Raw genomic sequence first — 24,990 nt, 5'->3', positions numbered from 1 at the left:
TTTCTTAATTTTTAGCTTTTTTCTCTTGCTCAATTTTCTGTTTTAACCTTTTGATATCATAGTTTGAAGCAAACTCTGATAAATAATAATAGTGTTGATTTTGTTTTTCTTGATTAAAAGTGATTACTAGATCATAGGATTTGTCTGCACGCACATTTTCAATATCGATTCCACTGATCCCTTTAAGTTCTCTAAGTAAAAATTGTTGGAACGCAATTCGATAAATCGGCAATGTGTCGATATCGATCCCGATTTTGACAGACTTGGCAATGTAAAAATCGATCATCATCAAAACATTCGCATATTGGATCATCAAATATTCTAATTGTGTCTCGTCAAATTTTTTAGAAGAAAATTGTTCAATGGTTGTTTCTTTTAGCCGTTCTAGTAACTGACTGAGGGAGTGTCCCAACATCTTTTTTTGTTGTGCCAATAGATGTTCTTGATCGTAGATCAGCATATGCCCGTCAAAAAAATACAGTTCATTATTGATTTGTGCCAGTTGATAACCCACAGCCTTTTCTTCCTTTATTTTTAGACGTCTGGGCCGATAATGCCACAACATTGTTTCTCGGATATATGTATCCAAGACAGCAGTCGGCAGTTTTTTGCTGCGCGTCAAATCATACTGATAAAAGTGTTCCTCATCCAATACTGCAAATGACACAAAAAAACTGTAGAACATGAGTGTTTCATAATTACTCAAGTCAGCCGCAGTTCGACTTAGATAAAGCGAAAGGACTGGATCGATCACTTGGTACAACCGATCAATCTCATAAAGTGTTTTTCTTGTTTTCAACGTTTTGAACGTCGTCTTTTCACTCATTAGTCGTTTCCTCGTGATTCCTAACCAACAAGCAATTTTTATTGATGCATCCGCTGAAAAAGTTGTTTCTACCGAACGTTCCAACCCTAGGATCAATGGTCGTTTTTCCGGTGTATTCTGTAAGAAAAGAGGTCGTTGAGATTCTGGGATGAATTGAAAGAGGACATAATAAAAGTACCGAACTTGTAGTTCTTCCCCATAGATTTGTCCATTTTTGATTTGAAGAGAAAATTCTTTCAATAAATGATTCAATTCTTTGATTTTGCGAAAAACAGAAGATTCGCTGATATTGAATGCAGTGGCTAAACGAACGATCGACGCTTGTTGATGTTCTAAAAGATATGTGAGCAAATTGAATTTCAAACTTTGTTGAAGCAAGAATAGACATATCTGTTCTAAACTCGTGTCATCACCTAACTCAAGGATAACTTGAAACTCTGTTCTTTTGACTTCTACTTTCTTGCGCATCATCGAGCCGATCCATTCAATATCTTCCAGATACTGGTCAAAGGCTGATTTAGAAAGATTCACTTTCTCCCTTAGTTCACTGCTAGAGGCCTTGCCACCTTGCAACACAAGTTCTCGCAACAACAAGACTTGTAACTGTTCTTTTTTTTCCAATAATTGTTCAATCTTCATGGGTGTCTTCAACCACCTTTGTAAAAGGGATCGGCATCCGATATTCCGGTTGGAAGAATAATTCGTGTTCCTCAAGTTGTTCCAATGTCCAGCTTTCTTCGATTGCTAGCGTAAATTGATCCAACAGATGGAAAATATTGCCTTTGCTTTGAAGCTGCGCACCAACTAACTGTTGCTGTTCATTTTGGATGATCTTGATCTTTACTGGCTGATGATCCGTAGCAGAAACCTGAGTTGTTAGATACTCTTTTGTGATTTGTTGGGGATAAAAAATACTTTCTTCTTCTGTTATCCCTACGCTTCCTAGAAAGTAGCCAAACCAATGATTGCCCACTGGACGATAGGTTCCCGGATCTTTCGTTGGTTTATCACTGATCGTTCGACTAACGATATGTGCCGTGCGTATCGCATTATTTACCAGTGACACGTACATTTTTTCTTCTGTCGGACGAAAAGTCACCTGGATCGTGTCACCAATTGCGTAAATGTTTTTTGCCGAAGTTTGTAAGTAATCATCCACCCAGATCGTTCCGTCATCATTTAGTTTCAATTTTTCTTGCCAAAGTCGGTTATCTGGTCTTGTGTGGTTTGCCAATAAAACCAGATCATACCGTTCTTTTCGCTGATCCGTAGTGACTGTCACTGACTCAGATTCCACCAACGATTGGACCTGCTCGTTCAAGAAGACAGGAATCTTTCTTTTTTCCAGTTCTTCACGTAACGGGGCAACCATTTCAGGATCAAAATAGCGGAACAACAAATTTTTTCGGCTTTCATATAAGTGGATCTGCTTATTTTGACCCACCAATCCTTCCGCCAGTTCAATACCCACCTGACCGGCACCAACAATAGCTACCTTTTGTGCTTGTGCGATTTTTTCTTCTAAAGGTTCCTTTAAATGAGCATCTCTCACCGAACGGATCAATTCACTTTCTGTACTGATCGTTTTGAATTGTTGGTTCGACCCTGTAGCGATGACTAAGTGATCAAAAGTCAACTGGCCACCGTTTTGCAAAATAAGCGTGTTCGTCGTTGTCCCTAACGAAGCCACTTCTGTATTGATTCGCACATCCACATTGTAGAACGCTTCCATTTTTTCTTTTGTCATCCAGTAAAGCTGCTTTTCCTCAGTGATTTCTTTTTTCAAAAGCAAGTTGATTCCACTGGGGATAAAACCTATCTTCGCCTGTTTTTCAATCAATATGATTTCACTATCCGGACAATGCTTGCGCAGTGCCATTGCAGTGTGGATTCCTGCAAAGGAACCACCAACGATCACGACTCTCATTCATTTCCCTCTTTTCTAACACCCTAATTGAAGGGTATCATGTAACAGCAAATGTTTCAAAAAATGTACTCAGTAACCGCTGAATTCCCCCTCTATCACGAAAGATGAAGCAAACCTAAAAAATACTCACATACCAAAAACACCGAAGTTATTCCAAAAAATAAAGTAAGACGAACAATCTTTTTCGTAGTAAACGTCAGATTGTTCGTCTTTTTTAGCACTCATATCCTTAAATAGGCTATTTTCCCCGTACACTTTACCTGGATGTTTTACCTAACTTGTTACTTCTCAAAAACGTTATGTACTTCTTCCACCTCCTGACTTTCTAACTCGTTCACTATAATTCTGCCATTGAGCTGCTTCCGTCACGCCATAATTCTTCTGGTGTATAGCGATCCTTTCCATTTAGAACCACTGTTCCATCATCTTCAATAGTGATGTTCGAACCGATCCACATATTTCGACTAACTGTTAACAGAAGTTTTCGTTTTCCTTTACCACGTTTTCCGAATTGCAAGGAATCGGTCATATCTCCGACCCAATGCGTACGTATGAATTTCGTTGAGCCATCCTCAAATTCAACTTTTAAAACATTCGCTAGATTTTCAGCACGTACTGCTTTTGGAAATTGTTCCGTCATTTCCTCTCCACTCCTTTGTAATCGTTTTCTTTCAGTTGTATCACAGACTATCGAATGATAAAAATGCGTATCCATTCCACTATGGAATAGAAATCTTCATAACTTGAATTGTTTCACTGCCCTAAGGCTCGTACTATAAAGAAGGAAAGAAAAAAAGGAGGAAATACAAATGACAGAACAACCCTATGACTTAAGAAAAGTCATCGAAGAACTAAAAACTCTTCCTGGACAATACCATGAAACGGATCTTGAAATTGATCCAGAAGCAGATTTATCTGGTGTATATCGCTATATTGGTGCTGGCGGTACGGTCAAACGTCCCACACAAGAAGGTCCTGCAATGACCTTCAACAACATCAAAGGCTTTCCTGGAAAACGAGTAAACATCGGAACAATGGCTAGCCGCAAACGTGTTGGTCAAATCTTACACCATGATTATCGTACATTGGGACGCTTCTTAAAAGATGCCGTTGAGCATCCCCTTAAACCAGTGAAAGTAGACAAAGCGGATGCCCCTGCACAAGAAGTTGTCCACCTTGCAACAGACGCAGATTTCGATATCCGCAACATTTTACCTGCTCCAAAAAATACACCCGAAGATGCTGGTCCATATATCACAATGGGCGTTGTTTTAGGTTCTGATCCTGAAAAAACAATGAGTGACGTAACTATCCATCGCATGGTTTTGGAAGATAAAGATACAATTGGCATGTACATTATGCCTGGCGGGCGTCACATCGGCCATTTCCAAAAACAATTTGAAGCCTTGAATCAGCCAATGCCTATTACGATCAATATTGGATTAGATCCAGCGATTGCCATCGGAACAACTTTTGAACCACCTACCACTCCTCTTGGCTACAATGAACTATGGTGTGCAGGTGCTTTACGTAATGAACCCATTCAACTCGTTGACGGTGTTGCAGTAAACGAAGTCGGAATTGCCCGCGCAGAATTCATTATTGAAGCAGAAATCATGCCTAACAAAACAATGCAAGAAGATATCAACATGAACTCAGGAAAAGCAATGCCCGAGTTTCCTGGTTATACAGGTGATGCAAATCCGGCTGTGAATGTCGTTAAAGTAAAAGCCATTACTCACCGCAAAGATAATCCAATCATGCAAACAACGATTGGTCCAAGCGAAGAACATGTTTCTATGGCTGGCATCCCTACTGAAGCAAGTATTCTAGCACTTGTGGATAAAGCGATTCCTGGTAAAGTCGTCAATGTTTACAATCCACCAGCTGGAGGCGGCAAATTGATGACAATCATGCAAATCCGCAAAGAAAATGAAGCTGACGAAGGAATCCAACGCCAAGCAGCGATCCTTGCATTGTCCGCCTTCAAAGAATTAAAAACAGTTATTTTAGTTGATGAAGATGTCGATATCTTTGATATGAACGACGTTATGTGGACATTCAACACTCGTTTCCAAGGAGATAAAGATATCATCGTGATTCCTGGTATGAGAAATCATCCACTCGACCCTTCAGAGTTACCACAATACAACCCTGGCGTTATACGCTTCCGCGGGATGAGCGCAAAAACAATCTTCGATGGCACCGTGCCATTCGACATGAAAGAGCATTTTATCCGTGCGCAATTCAAAGAAGTAGATAACTGGAAAGACTATTTAAACTAAGTCTGATGATACGTCATTTAAGAGTCCTTACCGATTGGTTCTCTCTCATTGATCTTGTTTGATGAGAGAGCCGATTGGTATTTTCCTTTAATACTAAAAAATAGAAGGGAACGATCCAAATGAAAAAGAAAAAAATCGTAGTTGGTGTAAGTGGCGCCTCTGGTATCATTTATGCAATCAATTTTGTAAAAAAATTAAAAGAAAATCCATTAGTCGAAACACATGGTATTATCAGCACTTGGGCAAAAGAAAATTTAAAATTGGAATCAGATATGACGCTTCATGAATTTGAAGACCTATTTGATTATCATTATTCGAACAAAGACTTAGGAGCAGCTGTAGCAAGTGGTTCTTTTTTAACAGACGGTATGGTCATCGTTCCTGCGAGCATGAAAACAATTGCAGGTATATCTATTGGTTTAGGAGAGAATCTGATTGCTCGCGCAGCCGATGTGACATTGAAAGAACAAAGAAAATTAGTCCTCGTTCCTCGAGAAACGCCGTTGAATGCGATTCACCTAGAAAATCTAACAAAATTAGCACGTCTTGGCGTTCAAATCATTCCACCAATCCCTGCTTTTTATAATCATCCTGAAACGATCCAAGACCTTGTGGATCATCATACAATGAAATTACTAGATCAATTTGGTATCGAGAATGACACCTCAAGACGTTGGCAAGGTGAGTAAGATGGAGGAAATCAAACGATTTTTAGTCACACAAGAAGCTTATACGATGCAAGCAAATGTACAAGTTATCGGCAAAGATTTACTGATAACGATTACTGGTGGCAATGTAGCACATATTGGGACAGTCACCACTTTTTCTAAAGAGACAAAAGCGCAAACGATTCGTTTCCCTAGCCATGATGGTCGTTTCCATAAAGATGATGTCTTAGCACAATCGCTCCTTGCTATCATTAAAGATGAACTACCAGGGAATTGCATTATCACTTCAGGTGTCCATGTGGACCACATTACGAATGCACAGATCCATGCCTCTTTTTCCATGGCAGAAAGTTTGGGGCAGCAAATGTTAGCTTGGATGCAGAACCATCATTTCGATAACAAAAAACCTCTTTATTATACCAATGGAGAAAAACCATCCTAACTAAAAATAGATTGGCACTAGCAGACCAAAACAGAAATACTGACTGTTCAGTTGCTTACCAATCTGTTTTTTAGTTTACAGTTTTATTCTCTCAGCTCTATTGTTACATTTACACGATCACCGATGTCTTTTCCGATTTTCTTGCGAATGTCTTTTCGAATACCTAAGATATAGCAAATACTGCCATCTTCCCTTTTCACACCCATATTCACAATACTACCTTCATATGAAACTCCATCAAACATTGCTTGGACTTTGACTCGTCCTGCGCCAAATTCTTTTCTGATATCATAAGGAAAAACAACGTATGCGCCTCCCTTACCAACTTCCGAAGAATAAATAAGTGATTCAAAAGAATATGTTTTTCCCATTGCTTTCTCCTACTTTTTTTATTTTAGTATACCAAAAAAAGAGATAGATCATCACTCCCAACGCTAAAGGACGGATCTTTAAAGTATGTAACAAAAAAAGCCGAACCATCCATAATAACTTTCGTTATCTTTGAGATGATCCGGCTTTTTTATTGAAACTTTGAAGTAGTACCTCTTTTTGAATTGTACCTTTTGTTAAGAGATTACTCCCCTTTAGCTTCTTTTACTAATTTCGCTAAAGCTTGTTTTTGATAATCTGCGGCTAAGTCTTTTGTTAATTTTGCTTGTTCTTCTTGACTCATCGTTGGATTTTCAGTCATCGCTTTAACAATACCTTCTTGCACATAAGCTTTAGCATCATTTGCCATTGTGCTTTGTTGTTGTTTCACTAGTTCAGCTAATTTTGCTGCTTGATCTGTACTTAATTCGATCCAGTCGGCTGGAATCTTGAATGTATTGACACGTTTGTCGTATTCATGATTGTTATCTGCTAGATTGAACCAGAATTTGTACATGTCATTTTTGTATTCCCAATAAGTGGTTTTCGATACTTTCTCTGCTTCACCACTTGTTTGTTCTACTTTATTTGTTTCATTATCGGTACCAGTCGCTTTTGGTTTCTTTTGATCTTCATCGGTGCGGTAAAGATAAACCTTTTCTGTTCCATCCCCTAATGCTTTATATAAAAGCATATTGGCATTGTCAGATTTTGCACTAGAAACGATTTTCGTTGTTTTTGTTTCTGTTACTCTTTCCATTCCGAAGTGGTTCGAAAGGTTAGCAACGATCAAACCCAATGAAGCAACAAAAATCAAACCAAAAACCAACGATAGGAATGTTTGCCATGATTTTTTTGCAAATACATTTGTAGCTGCAAAGGCGATTAAACTAATGATCAATACTGCGATTATCATGCTTTATCCCCCGCTTTCGTTTGAACAGGTTCTTTTCTCTTCAATGCAAAGGCAATCAAGAAGCCGATGATTCCAAAGACGATTGCTACAATGAAGGCTGCATGGTAACCTGATAATGTCGCATTGATTGCTTGATCTTTATAAGCTAAAGGTGTGCTATTCAATACTGATTTACCTGGAAGGTTGTCTTTTGTCACATTCGTCAATACGCTGATCAAAATAGCTGTACCGATCGAGCTGGCAATTTGGCGGAACGTATTGTTTACTGCCGTACCATGACTGATCAATTTATTTGGTAAAGCATTCATACCAGATGTAGTAACTGGCATCATAACCATTGAGATACCGAACATGCGGATTGCATAAAGAACGACGATATATAAGACTGGTGTTGTTTTTGTTAGGAATGCAAACGGCGCTGTCGCAGCGGTTAAGATGAACATCCCGATAATCGCTAAACGTTTTGCTCCATATTTATCAAAAATGGCTCCAGTGATCGGCATCATTGCCCCCATGATCAAAGCACCTGGCAATAGCATCAAACCAGAATGGAATGCTGATTCACCACGAATATTTTGGATATATAGAGGTACAACCATTTCAGCACCCACCATGGCCATGTTTGTTACTCCAGCCAATACAGCCGCAATTGTAAAGGTAGACGATTTGAATACGCGTAGTTCCAAGAATGGATTTTCCAAATGAAGTTGGCGCCATGCGAATAATGCAATAAATACGACACCTACGATCAAGAAACCAATTACTTTGGCACTGCCCCAACCAGCGTCACCAACACTTGAGAATCCGTAAAGTAAGCTACCGAATCCAATAGTTGAAAGAATAGCTGATAAAATATCGATACTTGGATTAGATAGAGGAATCACGCTTCTCATTAAGAAGAATGCCAACACTAAAACTAAAACGACGATTGGTAAAACCATACCAAAAAGATCACGCCAATGATAATTATCAATGATGTAACCTGATAAAGTTGGGCCTAAGGCAGGCGCTAGTCCAATAACGATCCCTGACATCCCCATTGCTGACCCTCTTTTTTCTGGTGGGAAGATGGATAACATAATGTTTTGTAATAAAGGCATTGAGATCCCTACACCACATGCTTGGATCAAACGTCCAATCAATAATGTACTGAAGTTTGGTGCAACAAAACAAGTAATTGTTCCAATCAAGAAAATGGACATAGCTGAAAGATATAAGTTTCTTGAACTAAACTTATTGATCAACCAAGCTGTGATTGGAATCATGATTCCGTTAACTAATAGGAATCCGGTTGTAAGCCATTGTACGCTTGAAGCAGAAATATCGAAAGCTTTCATCAATGTAGGGAAAGCTGTTGTTAATAATGTCTGATTCAAAACCGTACAAAACGTACCAATTAATAAGACAACGACTAAAAGTGTCCGATTATATGGTTTGCCGTAAATATCTACGGGTTGATTTTTACTCATATTTCTCCTTCTTTCTGAATTTTTTCTGAAACCACTAGAATACTTTAGTCCTATTTTTTGTGTTTGTCAACCTACTTGACACATAAGTTAATGAAAGTATAATGGAGGAAACAGGAAGGACAAAAGGAGTGACTAAAATGGTTGGTGCTTCTCTCAAACGATTGTTAGAAAATGATCAATTACTAGTCGGAATTAGTGAATTAAGTGAACTCGTCGGGGTTTCTCCTCGACAATTACGTTACTGGGAACAAAAAGGATTGATAGACTCCATCTCAGCAGATAGCAATTGTCCTCGAAAATATCGTTTGCCAACAGTCGTAAAAGTTGAAATGATCAAACTTTATTTAGATGAAGGCTATACTTTGATGAAAGCCGCGGAAAAAGCAACGATCCGTCAAAAGAAAATGCATCACGTCAGAAAGGTTTTCTCAAAAGCAATCAAGGAAATCGAGTTGATCGATGAACGTTATACCGTCCTCTTGATTGGAGATTTCAAAAAAGAAGATGCACAGATCTATATCATTCATGATGAAGAAACAGATGAACTAACGTATAAAGTTTTGCCTGTGGGTGAAAAAACAGATGTAAAACAATTGATAACTGACCTTTATTCATAGAAGTCAAAAAAAATGTAGTTGATGGCCTAGCCTTCCTCCAGTTGTTGGATGTGGCTTTCTCATCAGCTACATTTTTTTCATTTTTCTTCTAATACATTGGTCAACCAATTGGTATATTCTGTTTCACGATTGATTGCATGTGAAAGAATCAGATAATGCCCGTAGTTCTCATGTTTTTCCTTTTCTGTAGGGAATATCACTGCTTTTCTTGCTAATAGGTGGACACGCTTTTCTTCATGGAGATCTCTTTGCTGTTCAATGATCTCTCTCAGTGCCGGATCATTGACGTCTTTAACAAAGTACAGCTTTAACACAAATTCATCCCGATTGACTGGTAATTCATTCGTAGGCGTATGGATCCATTCGTTTAATAATATTTTTCCTTCTTCTGTTAATCGATAAATCTTTTTTTCCAATTTCATACCAGTTATTTCAACTTCATGTTCGATGATTCCCCGTTCTTCCATTTTTGCCAGTTCTGGATAAATCTGACTATGTTTCGCTTGCCAAAACTCACCGATTTCATTTTTAAATGATTGATTCAGTTCATATCCTGACATGCTTTTCTTGCTCAGCAACCCTAATAAAATATAGCGCAATGTGTTTTTCCTCGCCATCAGTCTTCCTCCTTGACAAATCATTCAATTCATTCTATCATAAATGAGTAATCAAAAACATGTAGTTTATTACATGTTTTAAATTAAAAGGAGATGCTTAGGCATGAAAGAATTTAAAGAGTTTAAAGAATTAGAAGATTTTATCGGTACACATTTTATCTACACATATGACAATGGTTGGGAATATGAATGGTATGCAAAAAATGACCATACTGTCGATTACCGTATCCACGGTGGGATGGTTAAAGGACGTTGGGTCAAAGATCAAGAAGCAGACATCATAAAATTAACTGACGGGGTATTTAAAATTACTTGGACTGAACCAACAGGTACAGATGTTGCATTAGACTTTATGCCAAATGAAAAGAAATTACACGGCACGATCTTCTTCCCTAAATGGGTCGAAGAACATCCAGAAATCACTGTAACTTTCCAAAATGAACACATCGCTGAAATGGAAGCTGCTCGTGAAAAATATGAAACTTATCCAAAATTATTGGTACCAGAATTTGCCACGATCACTTACATGGGCGATGCTGGCGTAGATAATGAAGATGTCATCAGCGAAGAACCTTATGAAGGTATGCCTGTAGATATCCGTGAAGGCAGATACTTTGACGAAAATTACAAACGTGTAAAATAAGCGATTATGTAGTTTGGTTGGATCAAAAGTAAAAATCACTTTGATCTCACTACTCAAAAAAGGGCGTGGGACAAAAGTAAGAAACACTTTTGTCTCATTCTTTAAAAACGAATAAACGGTGGGAGCAGAAGCAACTCCTTCGGCTTATTTCTCGGAGTTAAACACTTCTGTCCCAACCTCTTTTTACTCTTCTGATATTTTTGTCAGGATCCCAACAATCAAGTCAGTCAAAGTTTAAGTTTACTCGTTTATTCTTTGATCTGATAACGATTCGTTTCATTATCCAAAGTCCTTATTCTTTTGTGTCGTTTTATAAATAGCATCTGTTGCTGGTTCAAGCGTGTGACTCCAAATTTCACTCGTTGGTTTGGTTCCTCCATAGGAACTAGCCAGTAAGAATCCCCCTTAAGCTGCGTAAAAGTAAGCTGGCCTTCTTCATTCGTAATCCCTTCCAAAGGAACGCCGTGATGGAGGACTGCTTTTTTCTTTTTCACGCAAAAACGTTGATTGCCTATCGGGGTCCCTTTCTTATCCAAGAGTATGAACGTAAAATCAAATAGCCGCTTCTTCAACAGGAAACGATACACTGTACGAAAAATACTATAAATGATCATTCCAACAAGTAAGGCAACTCCTAAAAGAATCAATAGATGGATCAGTTGACTTTTTCTCGCTCCATCATTTTCTATTGCTTGGACTTCTTCATTATAAGGAACTCGTTCACCAGTGACTAATAAACGATGCGAATTGATCATGTACGGTGTACAAGTCAACAGCGTGACGATATCCTTCTCATTTTCCAGTTTGATCCCAGATGTATCATCAGGTTCTACTACTTGGATAGTGCTAACTTTATATGCTAACTTTTCTCCCAACACAGTTAAAATAAAAAGATCTTCTTTTTTTAACTTTCCTAAATCAGTGAATAGTCGCCTCGTTGAGAGACCACTGTGAGCAGAAATCACAGAATGGGATGGCACACCTCCCAATGGAAAAGAAGTGCCCTGTAATACACCTGCTCCCTTTTCAAGAACTCGCTGGTTCAAGGTATCATATAATGCAACATTCACGTTGATTTTTGGAATATGGACTGCTCCGATAAGCTGGGCAGATGAATGTGTATCGGTCAGTTGATTGTCAAAGGGATCAACTCCGGGAGCCAGACCAGCTTCTACCTTTCGTTGATTTTCTTCTTGCATCTGTGCTTTTAATTTTTCTTTTTTCTTTATAGATATTTGTTGTGCTTGCTCAATTCGTTTTTGATCGATAAAACCGTTCAGCGAGTCGCTATAGAATGGATAGAGGGTGATCAACAAACCTATCAACATACATATTAGCAAGAACACCTGAAAGACTAATCTTTTTTTCTTCAACTCAGACTCACCTTCATCCCCCTTTTTCTTTTATTATAAATGTCTAATGGATAAATGGAAACGAAAAGCCGATTCTTATTTTTTATTGATAAAAAAACACTTCTTCTCTGTGTAAAATCACTTGATAATTTCTTGTAACATTCATAAGCTTTTTCATATATTTTCTAATTTCTTGCCTCAATTTTCCGTAAGCTTTATGATGAAGCTAACTAATCTATAAAAAGGAGTATGAAAAATTGAAAAAATATGTTCCGTATTTGACAATTTTGCTTTTCGCAATTTTATTTATTCTGCCAAATATCCTTACACATAAGTTAGTTATTGGAGCGGATGCCCCATTTCACTACAATCGGTTCTACGATGCAGCCGAACAGTTCGCCAATTGGGATTTCCATTATTTCCCTTCTATGTATGGATTTCAACAAAGTGGACGGATCGTAAATGCTGTCTATGGTCCATTATTTGCTTATTTCCAAGGATTGATCGTCTTACTCTCAGGTAGTTGGTTCCATTACCAAATTTTATCTAATTTTATTCTTTTCCTGATTTCTGGGTGGTCGATGCTGACTTTACTAAAATATGTTCACGTCAAAAACTGGGTAAGTGTGCCTATTTCTGTTTTGTTCATGACAACTTATTCGATCCAATATTGGGCTGTCAATCAAGGCTTTACTAGTTGGGGTACTTGTTTTTATCCCTTATGTATGATTCCAATGGTGGATTTTGTTGTCCACCGACGCTTTCCCGTTCTTAAGGTCACTGCCTCGATTGCATTGATGACTCAGATCCATTTATTGTCTTCTGTGATGCTGGCACTGATGTATGTTCCTTTTTATCTTTACTATTTCTTTGATCAGAATGAAAAAGGAAAAGCTTTGTTGCAATTAGGAAAATCAGTCTTGCTCTATTTCGTGTTGACTGCGAATATTTGGGGTGGTTTAGCCCTAGTCTATAGTGGCAACAAAATACTGCCGCCTTTCGTGAATCGTGAGATGAGTCAAAAAGCAATCAACTTGGATGGAAGCTACTGGTTGACCTATCCCAAAATCTTCTCATTGATTCTATTTATTGGTTTCTTATTATTCTTACTGTTTCGACGTAGATATGATCCTTTCACTAAGTTACTACTTCGTTCAAGTATCGTCTTTTTCTTACTATCAACAAGTCTGATTCCTTGGACCACTTTAGTAGAAAAACAGGTGCCTTTTATCAGCTTGATCCAATTTCCATTTCGCTTTTTTGTGCCATTTACGTTACTCTTCTTACTCTTTTTGGCACTTGCACTGAACCATTGGGAAAAGAAAACGTGGTATCGGACACTTAGCGTATTGTTTTTACTGGTTGCTTCAGCCCAAACGCTTCAAAACTTATACAAACATTTAGACAGATGGGAATCTGAGACGTTTGTCAGCCGTCACACTTATTTATTCGATACACCAGAACAAGCCAGAAAAACATTTTACAGCCAAGACATGTCAACGAGCTTATTCGTCTTCCAAAAGACAACACCTGATTATTTACCGATTTATAAAGACACCACAGCCAATAAATACGATCGTTACAATGAAGAAATACTAGAAGGTGAAACAACCTTCATCAAAACACACCCTGACGGACGTTTAACGATCAAGTGGAAAAATAACGGTCAGAAAACAGTCCATTTACCAGTTATTGTTTACGACCGTACAGTATTGTTGCAAAACGGCAAACCTTTGACAGATTATGAATTGACAGACATCGGTACGCCAATCGTCAAACAGCATAATGGTATCAATGAGATCACCTTATATTATGACTTGCCGCTCTTCTTTTATTTCATCATCGGGTTGACCTTCATTGGTTGGCTGATTTTATTCATCATGTTTATTAGAAGTCGGATACATTCATAAAAAAATGAGGTCGAGACAAAAATCGTTTATGAGAAATTAGAGAAAAAAAACGAACAATACATTTTTTGTATTGCTCGTTTTTTTTTAATTTCCGAAAAACCTGCCTTTCGGACGTCGTTTATTTGAGAGAGGTTAGGACAGAAGTGTTTAACTCCGAGAAATAAGAAGAAATGAACGAGAATTGCTTTTCATATTTTTGTGAATTTCGGCTTATTTAAGAAGGAGTTGCTTCTGATCCCGCCGTTTATTCGAGAGTATGTAGCAAACCTGATTTTTAGATTTGTCCCATATTCTTATTGTGACAATATTCCTTCGTTTCTCTTCACTCCAACGTGACTGCTACCCCATAATGATCACTGACAATCGGGCCATTTTTCCCGTCAAAAATACGTTGATAACTTGTAACAAAGCAATCTTGTGGTACATAAATATAGTCGATACGTAGCCCCTCTTTATTGTTTTCCCAGCCATCGATTTTCTTTTCGATCGTTGCTTCAGCTTGTTTTTTTTGAGCGATTGGATAAGCATCACGAATAGGCAACTGACTTTTTGCCACTAAATCGTACCCGCTGCCTTCAGCAGGATTGTTGAAATCCCCTAATAGATACAGTGGTGTTGCGAGGGGCGCTAAACTTGCTTCTAATTCTTTCCACTCAAATGCAAATCCGCTTTTTTCATCTGCCCACCAAGAAAAATGACAGCTTGCTACAGTAATACATTGTGATTTGACAGAGGTTTGACCCACTAATATTTTTCGAGTATGGTAATCCTCTTTTTCTTTTGTTTCGGAGACTAGGTGCGTTTGACTAGTTAGTGGTTGTTTGGAAAGAAGCGCATTGCCTTCCTCATAGATAGCATAGCCGATATGACTCATTTCCCAACTCCAATAGTAAGTTTCACCTTGTTCTTCTAAGAGCTGGATCAAGCAATAGGCAAAGTTATCCGAGCGGACAGGCGTTTGTTCCTGCACCTGACTAAAATTCTTCAGCTGCTCACTGGTTAGTCGTTTTGCGTCCATCGTTTGATTGACTTCTTGCAATGCGATCACATCATATTGTTCATGACAGATTTTTTGAGCGATCTGTTTTAATTTTTCTCGTGGTTCCTCTTCTAACCAGCTATGCGTATTCAACGTCATTATTTTCATATAATTCTCCTTCTTAATGGGATGGGTCGAAACATTGCTCCCACCTTCTGAATCCATATAGATATAGGTAGAGACCCCAAAGTAGCTTATTCAAAAAATAAGCCAATAATCCCTGAAATAGGAAAAGCAATTTCGGGATTACGGCTTACTTCTAGGAGTTACACACATCGAACATATTCTTTCGATATGAAATACACGCATGAACTTCTGTGATTCTTTACAAGTTTATTTTCCCGATCACTGTTCCTCGTTCAGTGTCTCCTAATTTATTGATGGTCAGCCCATTGACTTTGTCATCTGTAAAGACTACTATGATCGTCGTTTCTTTCCCTTCGTTCTTGATTGCATCTAGATCCATCTGAGCAATCGTTGTTCCTGCTACTACTTCTTGGCCTTCAGAAACTAAGATCTCAAATGCTGGCTGGCTCATCTGAACAGTGTCCAGTCCCATATGGATCAAAACTTCTGCTCCTTCTGCTGTTTGCATGCCAATTGCATGCTTGGTTGGGAAGACACTCACGATTTTACCAGAAAGTGGTGCCGTCACTTCTCCAGTGGCAGGAATGACAGCAAAGCCATCACCCATCATCTTTTGTGAAAAGACTGGATCATTCACATCTGTTAAAGCAATTACCTCACCAGTTGCTACAGTGAATAATTCTTTTTCGATACCTAAAACATGTTTCTCTTCATTCTTCTTATTTTTATTTGTTGCCTCAACTGTTGGCTCTGGAATATCAGCGCCTGATTGTAGTAAATCTTCAATATCCGATTTCAACACATCAGCTTTTGGTCCATACACGGCTTGCACACCTTTGTCCTTAACGATCAAGCCCATCGCTCCAGCACGTTTCCATTCTTCTTCTGAACCGACTTTTCCAGGATCCTCGACACTGACACGTAAACGAGTCATACAAGCATCTACATCCTTGATGTTTTCTTTTCCACCTAACAAGTGGATGATCTTAATGATTTGTTGATCTGCATTAGTTGCAGAACCTGACGGCGTTTCTTCACTGTCGTTATCATAGTTTCCATTACGTCCTGGTGTAGCATAATTGAATTTTTTGATCAAAAAGTTTGCCACAAAATACGTCAATACTCCAAATAATATGACACAGATAACAAAATTGAGCAAGTCGATACCTAGTCCTGCTTTGATCGCTAATGGTGTACGTGTCAATAGTTCAATGTTCCCAAATGAATGGACACGTAAAGGTAGAATATCTGCCATTGCAAAAGCTGCCCCTTGGATCACGGAATAAACAATGTAAAGAGGTACAGCTGCAAACATGAACATGAACTCTAATGGTTCGGTTACACCTGTTAAGAAAACTGCAAGTGCTGCTGAAAAATACATTGATTTATATTTAGACTTTTTGTCTGGATCAACATTACGGTACATCGCTAGTGCTAATCCCATCAAGATACCGGAAGAACCAATCATTTGTCCCACTTTAAAACGAGCAGGTGTCCAGTTCGTCAATACGAATTCATATTGCGACATGTCGCCGGCGCCTTTCAAGTTGACCAAATCAGTCGCCCACGCCAACCATAAAGGATCTTGTCCAAATACTTGTGTTCCCGCTTGCGCACCAGATAATATCTCATAGGTACCACCCAGTTGCGTATAATTGATTGGGATCGTCAACATGTGATGTAAGCCAAATGGTAACAATAGACGTTCCAATGTACCATATAGGAATGGTGCTAAAATCGGAGCGCTTTCTTTTGACTCTGCAATCCACAATCCAAAGTTATTGATCCCTGCTTGGACATTCGGCCATACAATAGCAAGAATCAATGCAACAATCGTTGACCACAAAATAACTACAAAAGGAACAAATCTTTTTCCATTAAAGAAAGATAATGCGTCAGGTAATTTACGATAATTGTAATATTTATTATAGGCCATCGCCCCAACGAACCCTGCAATAATCCCAACAAATACCCCCATATTTAGCGCTGGTGCCTCTAATACACTGGTAAAGAACCCTTTAACCATGATTTTCGTGCCAAACAAGGTATGCGTAAATGCGTCTTCATTTGCCAACATCTCATTAGTCACACCAAAAATTGCTCCCGTGATCCGATTGATCAATATAAATGAGATCCCCGCAGCGAATGCTCCCCCTGCTCGTTCTTTTGCCCAACTACCACCTATCGCTAGTGCAAATAAAAGATGTAAATTTCCGATAATTGCCCAACCAATATTTTCGATCACGCCACCCGTTGTAACTAAAGGTGCAAGATCAGGATTGATCAACGGAATCGATTTACCGATACTGATCATCAAACCTGCCGCTGGCATAACTGCCACAACGACCATTAAAGCCTTTCCAAATTTTTGCCAAAACTCAAAGCTAAATATTTTTTTCATTTCCTCGTCTCCTTTGTGCAATCGGTTTCGTTATTAGTTATTATAGCGTGTGTTTCTTTTTTTGTAAATGCTTTATTTCTTATTTTTATGCTTTTTCTGTAAGTACTCAATTGTTCTTTATACATTGTTTTTGTTCATATTATAGTAGTAAATATTGATACAATCGCTTTTATTTTGTTTTTTCATCCCCTTCAAAATTTAATTTCACTTTTCTAGTTGACTTACGCAATCGGTTGCGTTTATTATGGACGTATAAACGACAACGTCTAGGAGGAGAACAATGAAACAAATTAAACGGTTATTTCAGATCGACCCTTGGAAAATCAGCACGAATAAATTAGATAAAGAAAATTTACGCTTGCAAGAATCATTGACCAGTATCGGTAACGGATATATGGGTATGCGCGGAAATTTTGAAGAAGCATATTCTGGTGATCATCACCAAGGAACCTATTTAGCAGGTGTTTGGTACCCTGACAAAACACGTGTTGGTTGGTGGAAAAACGGCTATCCTGAATATTTTGGAAAAGTAATCAATGCAGTCGATTTTATCGCTATGGATCTTTTTATCGATGATCAGCTGATTGATCTAGCTACACTTACTACTGAAGATTTTTATTGGGAATTAAACATGAAAAACGGTGTTTTGACACGTAGTTATACAGTCACTACCCCTTCAAACAAAGTTCGCCTTTCATTCGAGCGCTTTTTAAGTATTGTCAAAAATGAAGCCGCTTATATTCGCTTAACCATTGAAATGTTGGAAGGAAATGGAACTGTAAAAGTTATTTCTAAGCTAGATGGCAATGTCCAAAACGAAGACAGCAATTACGATGAACACTTTTGGAATGACATCGATCATGGCATCAAGGAAGAAATAGCGTACTTAACGACTAAAACGATCCCGAATAATTTTGAGATCGAGCAATTTACAGTGACCGCTGGGATGCGCCATTACGTTGATGGAAAATTATATACGCCAAGCTACCAAGAGGGCACCTTAGCAATCGAAAGTTCATTCACCTTTGACTTAAAAGAAAATGAAACACTTCTTATCGACAAAGAAGTATTGATTTTCACAAGCCGAGATATCCCTGAAGCGCAACAAGCGACACATCTCTTTAAAGAATTCAATGAATTGAACGTTCACTATCCCCAAGCAAAAGAGGAACAAACAGCCGCTTGGTCTAAACGATGGGAATTGGCAGATGTAGTCATTGAAGGAGACGATGAAGCACAACAAGGAATCCGTTTCAACCTCTTCCAGCTATTTTCTACTTATTATGGCGAAGATGAACGTTTGAATATTGGACCAAAAGGCTTCACTGGCGAAAAATATGGTGGTGCAACTTACTGGGATACTGAAGCCTATGCAGTGCCTCTGTACCTCGCTTTAGCGAAACCTGAAGTCACTAAGAATCTCTTGAAGTACCGTCATAACCAATTGCCACAAGCAATCCATAATGCACAACAGCAAGGGCTAAAGGGCGCGTTATATCCAATGGTCACTTTCACAGGTGTCGAATGCCACAATGAATGGGAAATCACCTTTGAAGAAATCCATCGAAATGGCGCAATTGCCTACGCTATTTATAATTATACTAACTACACTGGCGACATCGACTATTTAAAAAATGAAGGTTTAGAAGTCTTAGCAGAAATCGCTCGCTTTTGGGCAGACCGAGTCCATTTTTCTAAACGAAACAATCAATATATGATCCACGGGGTTACAGGACCGAACGAATATGAGAATAATATCAACAACAATTGGTACACGAATACGATTGCTTGTTGGGTACTACGTTACACACGAGAAAATTATTTGAAGTTCAAAGAAGAGAGCACTGCTAAAATCAGTGACGATGAATTGGCACATTGGCAAGAAATTGCTGAAAATATGTACTTCCCAGTAGATGAAGAATTAGGGATTTTTGTTCAACACGATACTTTCTTAGACAAAGATCTCAAACCAGTAGCGGAACTATCTGCAAGTGAATTGCCATTGAATCAGCATTGGTCATGGGACAAGATCCTTCGTTCTTGCTTCATTAAACAAGCAGACGTTTTACAAGGTATCTACTTCTTCAATGATTCATTTACAAAAGAAGAAAAACAACGCAACTTTGATTTTTACGAGCCAATGACTGTCCACGAGTCTTCCCTATCTCCTAGTATCCATGCTATCTTAGCTGCTGAACTAGGCATGGAAGACAAAGCCGTTGAAATGTATCAACGCACTGCTCGTTTAGATTTAGATAACTACAACAATGATACAGAAGATGGCTTACACATCACTTCAATGACAGGAAGTTGGCTTGCTATCGTACAAGGATTCGCGCAAATGAAGACAGATCATGAACAATTAAGATTTGCACCATTCTTGCCTAAAACATGGTCTGCTTATTCATTCCATATCAATTATCGCGACCGCTTGTTATTTGTCGCCGTTTCAAATGAACAGGTAACATTGAACCTCTTATCTGGCGAAGCATTACCGCTAGAAGTCTACGAAAAAGCGTATGTCCTTACTGATCATTTGACTATTCCATTACGAGAAGGTGAAGCGAATGTTTAAAGGTGTATTATTCGACTTAGATGGGGTCATTACAGATACCGCTGAATTCCATTACCGTGCTTGGAAAAAGCTAGGTGATGAGATCGGTATTCCCTTCGATCGGTCATTCAACGAACAATTGAAGGGTGTAAGCAGAGAAGATTCTCTGACTCTCCTTCTTGCTCATGGAAAAAAAGAAGAGCAATTCTCAAAAACAGAATTTCTCGAATTAGCGAAAAGAAAAAATGAGTATTATCTTGAAATGATCCAATCAATCACACCAAAAGATGTTTTTCCAGGGATTTTAGAATTATTAAAAGACTTACGAGCAAACAATGTCAAGATTTCACTAGCATCTGCAAGCAAAAATGGCCCTTTCCTACTTGCCAAGATGGATTTAGAAAGCTACTTTGATGCGATTGCTGATCCGGCAAAAGTCGCTAATGGAAAGCCTGCACCAGATATTTTTCTACTTGCTGCGAAAGAAATCGGTTTGACCCCTCGTGACTGCATCGGGATCGAGGATGCAAAAGCTGGAATCGCTGCGATCATTGCTAGTGGTGCGCAACCTATCGGCGTAGGACGTTCAGAAGATCTTGGGGAGGATATTCCAATCGTACCTGATACAGCTTCATTGACTTTCGATTACTTGAAAAAAACGTGGCAGCCAAATGCCTGAACCTTCTATTTCAGTGACTCCTATCCCCAACACTGAATTAAAAAAAATCACATTGAAGAACGACGAATTGACCGTCGTTCTTCTAAATTATGGCGCTAGACTTCACCAAATCTTTGCTCCAGATAACAAAGGACATTTAGAAAACGTCTTACTTTCTTATGATGAACTTTCAGATGTCTTAACCGATGAAAGTTTCTTTGGAGCCACAGTCGGTCCCGTAGCAGGCAGAATCCGAAATGCTACATGGGGAAATCATCAACTTGAAAAAAACGCCGGCAACCACCATATCCACGGAGGAACAAATGGATGGTCTTTCCAATATTGGGATGTCGAAGTGTTTAAAAATCCACAGTCGATCGGCGTTGTCTTTTATTTACAAGACACTTTTTCCGATTATCCTGGTCCTATCACAGCAACAATCACGTATCAGCTAACTGCGAATAGCCTGGAAATGATCACAAAAACGAACAGTCCCGTCGAGACGATCTGCAATCCAACCAATCATGCCTATTTCAACCTTTCTGGGAATGGTAAACGCGACATTGATACACATGAACTGGCTGTCCAAGCAGAAAGTCTATTGGTATTAGATGAAGATAAACTACCAACAGGCGAACAAATCACTCAAGCGGATTTACCGATCAATTTCAAGAAACCACATACAATCGAAGAAATTCTCAACGCTTATCCAGAAGGACTTGATGACGTTTTTGTTCTTACTACACCGAAACGTTCAAAAAAGGTGTTGTGTCTTTCAGAAAAACAATCTGGACGCCAGTTGTCTATAGCAACAACAAATAGAAGTGTGGTATTATTTTCTACGACTGGTTTTGAAGCTGATTTTATGATCAACGGGAAACATATGCATTCAAACTATGGTTTAGCCATCGAGCCACAAGAATTTCCGGATCTAGTCCATTTACCAGAACTCGGTTCGATCGCTTTGTACCCTGGTCAAGAAAAGGTCAATCATACAACCTATCAGTTTACTATTTTACCGAATGAACAGATAGCAAATACTCAATAGTTGCTTGTTTTGATTACGAATAGCTCAGAAAAGAAGAGATTTTTATTTAGAAGAAAGGTGTTTAAATTATGGCAATTACGGTAAAAGATGTTGCAAAAAAAGCGGGAGTAGCTACCTCTACTGTCTCACGCGTCATCAATGACCATCCAAGTATTTCCGAAGCAACCAAAAAGAAAGTCCGAAAAATCATGGATGAACTTGGCTATGTACCGAATATCACTGCTAGAAATTTAGGTAAACGGGTTTCTAGTGCCATCGGCGTGATATTGCCGCCACTTGATTCTAAAGAACGAATCGGTAATCCCTTCTACTTAGAGATCATGGATGCAATCAATGAAGAAGCACGTCACCACGACATGACAACAGCCATTGCAACAGCGAAAAATTTTGATGTCTTATTAGAAAATGTCCAAAGAATGCACTTACAAAAACAAGTCGATGGCTTTATCTTAGTGTACTCTGATAGCGAAGACCCAGTCATCGATTATTTGTATCAAAACGAGATCCCCTTCACCCTGATCGGTCAACCTTATCAGCATGAAAATGAGATCATCTACGTTGATAACGACAACCAGCTATTGGGAAAACAGGCAACTGATTTTCTTATCCAAAATGGGCATGAACAGATTCTTTTCGTTACGAACACGACCCACGAAAGCCTCTATTTCGAACGCTATTTCGGGTATCAAAAAGCGATGATGATGGCTGGACTAGATGTTCACCCTAGCGTTGTGATCGAAAAGGCAGAAGACTATCTATCCTTTGACACTATCTTAAAAAACGCCGGTGCTACAGCACTTGTGGTAATCGATGATATTTTTGCACTCCGCACGATGCAATTAGCGCAAATGTACGGTTATCTTATTCCAGAAACCTTATCGATCATCAGTTTCAATAATTCGATTTTTTCTACACTGACTCATCCTTATCTCACAAGTATCGATATCGATATTTACGAATTAGGGCGAGTAGCCATGCAAAAATTACAAGAATTGATCCATAACGAGATCAGTAGCGGCGTGCGCCTAGTCATCCCTCATCACTTGATCAAGAGAGAAACAGTTGTGCCACTGAACCCCAAGCAATAACTGGTAGAAATTGAAATGAAAAGATAGAATAACCAAAAGATGAGATTGAGACAAAAGTGTTTCTTACTTCTGTCTCGACCTCTCTCTTAATTTATAGTACCCATGCTTGTACATATTTTCTTTAGTTTTAAAAAATAAAAAAGGAGCCAAGTCACCCAACTGACTCAACTCCCTAAATATAAGTAACTATCGCAGCAACAATGAATTACTTGTCTATCTTAGTTTACTCCTATCTGGCTCTTTTCCTTCTTATGATTCAATAAGAACCCGCCAATAATAGTGAAAATTGGCGCTAAGATCGCAAAGAACGCGAATGGTAAATACTGTAACGCACTGACTTTCATCGTGCCCATAATAAATGTGCCACTTACTCCCCATGGCACTAACGAATTGACAGTAGCACCTGCATCAGCCAACGTTCGCGTCAGATATTTTTTATCTAGACCGCTTTGCTCAAAGGAACGTTTGAATGTTTCTCCTGGCAAAATAATTGAAAGATATTGTTCACCGACGATAAGATTGATCCCGATACAGCTTAAAGCTGTAAAACCAATCAAGCGTGACGGACGATCCATCTTTTCTCGTAATTCTTGGACAATCGTCTCTACGATCGTATATTTGATCAGCAATCCTCCCAATGCGAGAGCCAGTAATATCAAACTTGCAGAACTAAGCATACTCATAATGCCACCTCTAGAAAGCAACTCATTGATTTTTGGATCTGCTGTTTGGGCAACATATCCATTCATCAAAATATTGGCTACTCCTTGGATCGTCAATCCAGGCTGGTGGATAAATGCCAAGACAATTGCCGTAGCCGAACCAGTGAGCAGTGTTGGGATGGCTGGTATTTTTTTGATTGCTCCACCGAATAAGACAAGCAATGGAATCAGTGTCCATGGAGAAATCCAAAAACCAGCTTTCATATTTTGGATCATCTCAGTAATTGCTTGAAGATCAGCTGTGTGACTACTATGGCCAAGAAAAATATAAAATAACATAGAAATCAAAAACGCTGGTAAGTCGGTATACCGCATTCCGGCAATGTGTTCAAATAAATTGACTTCACCGATCCCAGCAGCTAAGTTTGTCGTATCAGATAACGGTGAACAATTATTTCCTAGAAACGCTCCAGAAACAACAGCCCCCGTTGTCATCGCATCATTAAAACCTAAAATATGTCCTATACCTAAGAATGCGATCCCAATCGTTGAAATCGTCGTGAATGAGCTGCCAACTGTGATACCAACGATCGTACAAACTAAAAATGCCGTTGGTAAAAAGAAGCGGACAGAAATCAATTGGAATCCATAAACCATAATTGTCGGAATGGTTCCAGATAATATCCATGAAGCAACTAAGACACCGATCAAAAGAAAAATCAAAATCGGGATGATCCCTGGTGTAATCCCTTTTACAATTCCGTCATGGATGTCATCCCAAGAGAATCGTCTAAACCGACCATAAAATAACAAACACATAAAAGCTGTAAGTATCGGGATATGTGGGGATAATTGAAAACCGATGATCAATATACCCAATATCGCTAATAACACAACTAATACAGCTATACTCTCTTTTAACGCTATTTTTTTATTCACTGTACGTCTCCCATTTCTTGTAAAAAAGGCCCTACCATGAAAAACAAACTGTTCATTTGGTAGGACCAACCTTGTAATAGAATCATCTGAGGGAAAGCACCAGCTTAGAGATCTGCATTGTTTAATCTCTTTGTTTGGTGCTACTCCCTACAACTAACTGATCGTTAAAAAGTTATTTGTGTAAAAAGAGCTAGACAGCTTTCATATTCAAACCCTCAGCTCAGAATAAACATTTCTTAAAAAAACAGCACTCTCAAAAACAAGCCGAACAATCCCAAAAATAGGGAAAGCTATTTTCGGACCATTCGGCTTGTTCCTTGGAGCTAAATGAGCGTGAGAGCAGAAGCAACTCCTTCTTAAATAAGCCGAAATTCACAAAAATTTGAAAAGTAATTTTCGTTAATTTCTTCTTATTTCTCGGAGTTAAACACTTCTGTCCCAGCCTCACAGTTTAAACTTTTTTTCCAACTTCT

At 38.7% G+C, this 24,990-nt stretch carries 21 protein-coding genes and 2 pseudogenes; 11 read left to right on the top strand and 12 right to left on the bottom strand.

Annotation, left to right across the window (positions count from 1 at the left end):
* Nucleotides 1–4: 4 nt before the first annotated feature.
* The 3 genes from CJZ72_RS06470 to CJZ72_RS06460 form a co-directional block, all read right to left on the bottom strand.
* Entirely contained in the window at nt 5–1,465 is a 1,461-nt protein-coding gene (locus CJZ72_RS06470) for a helix-turn-helix domain-containing protein (protein WP_081133831.1), read from the bottom strand.
* A complete protein-coding gene (locus tag CJZ72_RS06465; RefSeq protein WP_095443697.1) occupies nt 1,455–2,753 on the bottom strand; it encodes an NAD(P)/FAD-dependent oxidoreductase in 1,299 nt (432 codons plus the stop codon). The genes CJZ72_RS06470 and CJZ72_RS06465 overlap by 11 nt, the downstream gene beginning before the upstream one ends.
* A 337-nt stretch (nt 2,754–3,090) precedes the next feature.
* Complete coding sequence (locus CJZ72_RS06460) at nt 3,091–3,393, bottom strand: hypothetical protein (RefSeq protein WP_081133829.1); 303 nt, start codon at nt 3,391–3,393, stop codon at nt 3,091–3,093.
* A 169-nt stretch (nt 3,394–3,562) separates the two neighbouring features.
* On the opposite strand from CJZ72_RS06460, the gene CJZ72_RS06455 reads away from it, so the two are divergent.
* The 3 genes from CJZ72_RS06455 (at nt 3,563) to lpdD (ending at nt 6,148) form a co-directional block, all read left to right on the top strand.
* A complete protein-coding gene (locus CJZ72_RS06455) occupies nt 3,563–5,038 on the top strand; it encodes a UbiD family decarboxylase (protein WP_095443696.1) in 1,476 nt (491 codons plus the stop codon).
* 119 nt (nt 5,039–5,157) lie between these two features.
* A complete protein-coding gene (locus CJZ72_RS06450) occupies nt 5,158–5,727 on the top strand; it encodes a UbiX family flavin prenyltransferase (RefSeq protein ID WP_081133827.1) in 570 nt (189 codons plus the stop codon).
* Between the two features lies 1 nt (nt 5,728).
* Entirely contained in the window at nt 5,729–6,148 is a 420-nt protein-coding gene (gene lpdD / locus CJZ72_RS06445; protein ID WP_081133826.1) for a prenylated flavin chaperone LpdD, read from the top strand.
* Between the two features lie 83 nt (nt 6,149–6,231).
* Here the strand turns inward: lpdD and CJZ72_RS06440 are convergent, their stop codons facing one another.
* From CJZ72_RS06440 to CJZ72_RS06430, 3 genes are all read right to left on the bottom strand, one after another.
* Nucleotides 6,232–6,519: a DUF1905 domain-containing protein gene (locus tag CJZ72_RS06440; RefSeq protein ID WP_016177278.1), complete on the bottom strand. Its 288-nt coding sequence runs from the start codon at nt 6,517–6,519 to the stop codon at nt 6,232–6,234.
* A gap of 203 nt (nt 6,520–6,722) precedes the next feature.
* Nucleotides 6,723–7,433, bottom strand: coding sequence for a DUF4811 domain-containing protein (locus tag CJZ72_RS06435; RefSeq protein WP_081133825.1), 711 nt, complete (start codon nt 7,431–7,433; stop codon nt 6,723–6,725).
* Entirely contained in the window at nt 7,430–8,902 is a 1,473-nt protein-coding gene (locus tag CJZ72_RS06430; RefSeq protein WP_005875452.1) for an MDR family MFS transporter, read from the bottom strand. Before CJZ72_RS06430 ends, CJZ72_RS06435 begins: the two co-directional genes overlap by 4 nt.
* A 137-nt stretch (nt 8,903–9,039) precedes the next feature.
* On the opposite strand from CJZ72_RS06430, the gene CJZ72_RS06425 reads away from it, so the two are divergent.
* A complete protein-coding gene (locus CJZ72_RS06425) occupies nt 9,040–9,519 on the top strand; it encodes a MerR family transcriptional regulator (protein WP_081133824.1) in 480 nt (159 codons plus the stop codon).
* A 77-nt stretch (nt 9,520–9,596) separates the two neighbouring features.
* Here CJZ72_RS06425 and CJZ72_RS06420 read toward each other — a convergent pair whose 3' ends face one another.
* Nucleotides 9,597–10,136 carry a PadR family transcriptional regulator gene (locus CJZ72_RS06420; RefSeq protein WP_081133823.1) on the bottom strand — a complete coding sequence of 180 codons (540 nt, stop codon included), beginning with the start codon at nt 10,134–10,136 and terminating at the stop codon, nt 9,597–9,599.
* A 103-nt stretch (nt 10,137–10,239) separates the two neighbouring features.
* Between CJZ72_RS06420 and CJZ72_RS06415 the strand changes: the two genes are divergently transcribed.
* Nucleotides 10,240–10,779 carry a phenolic acid decarboxylase gene (locus CJZ72_RS06415; RefSeq protein ID WP_095443695.1) on the top strand — a complete coding sequence of 180 codons (540 nt, stop codon included), beginning with the start codon at nt 10,240–10,242 and terminating at the stop codon, nt 10,777–10,779.
* A 248-nt stretch (nt 10,780–11,027) separates the two neighbouring features.
* On the opposite strand, the gene CJZ72_RS06410 is transcribed toward CJZ72_RS06415, so the two are convergent.
* Nucleotides 11,028–12,107, bottom strand: coding sequence for a class C sortase (locus CJZ72_RS06410; RefSeq protein ID WP_232509794.1), 1,080 nt, complete (start codon nt 12,105–12,107; stop codon nt 11,028–11,030).
* Between the two features lie 281 nt (nt 12,108–12,388).
* Between CJZ72_RS06410 and CJZ72_RS06405 the strand changes: the two genes are divergently transcribed.
* Entirely contained in the window at nt 12,389–14,041 is a 1,653-nt protein-coding gene (locus tag CJZ72_RS06405) for a hypothetical protein (protein ID WP_081133820.1), read from the top strand.
* Between the two features lie 126 nt (nt 14,042–14,167).
* Nucleotides 14,168–14,293 (top strand): annotated as a pseudogene (locus CJZ72_RS15060) (DUF3788 family protein); the annotation flags it as partial.
* Nucleotides 14,294–14,363: 70 nt separating this feature from the next.
* Here CJZ72_RS15060 and CJZ72_RS06400 read toward each other — a convergent pair.
* Both CJZ72_RS06400 and CJZ72_RS06395 read right to left on the bottom strand, forming a co-directional pair.
* Nucleotides 14,364–15,188 (bottom strand): endonuclease/exonuclease/phosphatase family protein, encoded by an 825-nt coding sequence (locus tag CJZ72_RS06400; protein WP_095443694.1) that lies wholly within the window; start codon nt 15,186–15,188, stop codon nt 14,364–14,366.
* 217 nt (nt 15,189–15,405) lie between these two features.
* Nucleotides 15,406–17,568 (bottom strand): PTS transporter subunit IIBC, encoded by a 2,163-nt coding sequence (locus CJZ72_RS06395; RefSeq protein WP_081133818.1) that lies wholly within the window; start codon nt 17,566–17,568, stop codon nt 15,406–15,408.
* Nucleotides 17,569–17,848: 280 nt separating this feature from the next.
* Between CJZ72_RS06395 and CJZ72_RS06390 the strand changes: the two genes are divergently transcribed.
* The 4 genes from CJZ72_RS06390 to CJZ72_RS06375 all read left to right on the top strand — a co-directional run bounded on the left by CJZ72_RS06390 (nt 17,849) and on the right by CJZ72_RS06375 (nt 22,916).
* Nucleotides 17,849–20,143, top strand: coding sequence for a glycoside hydrolase family 65 protein (locus tag CJZ72_RS06390; protein WP_081133817.1), 2,295 nt, complete (start codon nt 17,849–17,851; stop codon nt 20,141–20,143).
* Nucleotides 20,136–20,801: a beta-phosphoglucomutase gene (gene pgmB, locus CJZ72_RS06385; RefSeq protein ID WP_081133816.1), complete on the top strand. Its 666-nt coding sequence runs from the start codon at nt 20,136–20,138 to the stop codon at nt 20,799–20,801. Before CJZ72_RS06390 ends, pgmB begins: the two co-directional genes overlap by 8 nt.
* Nucleotides 20,794–21,828, top strand: a complete 1,035-nt coding sequence (locus CJZ72_RS06380) for an aldose epimerase family protein (RefSeq protein WP_002316717.1) — start codon at nt 20,794–20,796, stop codon at nt 21,826–21,828. The genes pgmB and CJZ72_RS06380 overlap by 8 nt, the downstream gene beginning before the upstream one ends.
* Nucleotides 21,829–21,896: 68 nt before the next feature.
* Nucleotides 21,897–22,916, top strand: a complete 1,020-nt coding sequence (locus CJZ72_RS06375) for a LacI family DNA-binding transcriptional regulator (protein ID WP_081133814.1) — start codon at nt 21,897–21,899, stop codon at nt 22,914–22,916.
* Between the two features lie 218 nt (nt 22,917–23,134).
* On the opposite strand, the gene nhaC is transcribed toward CJZ72_RS06375, so the two are convergent.
* Together nhaC and CJZ72_RS15055 are read right to left on the bottom strand one after the other, a co-directional pair.
* On the bottom strand, nt 23,135–24,517 hold the full coding sequence (nhaC, locus tag CJZ72_RS06370; RefSeq protein ID WP_081133813.1) for a Na+/H+ antiporter NhaC: 1,383 nt from the start codon (nt 24,515–24,517) through the stop codon (nt 23,135–23,137).
* Nucleotides 24,518–24,854: 337 nt separating this feature from the next.
* Nucleotides 24,855–24,965, bottom strand: a pseudogene (locus CJZ72_RS15055) (DUF3788 family protein); the annotation flags it as partial.
* Nucleotides 24,966–24,990: the final 25 nt, after the last annotated feature.

The sequence above is a fragment of the Enterococcus durans genome (assembly GCF_002277935.1).
Classification (GTDB): domain Bacteria; phylum Bacillota; class Bacilli; order Lactobacillales; family Enterococcaceae; genus Enterococcus_B; species Enterococcus_B durans.
The sequence above is the reverse complement of the archived record's forward strand: the minus strand, read 5'-3'. Positions and strand labels throughout refer to the sequence as shown.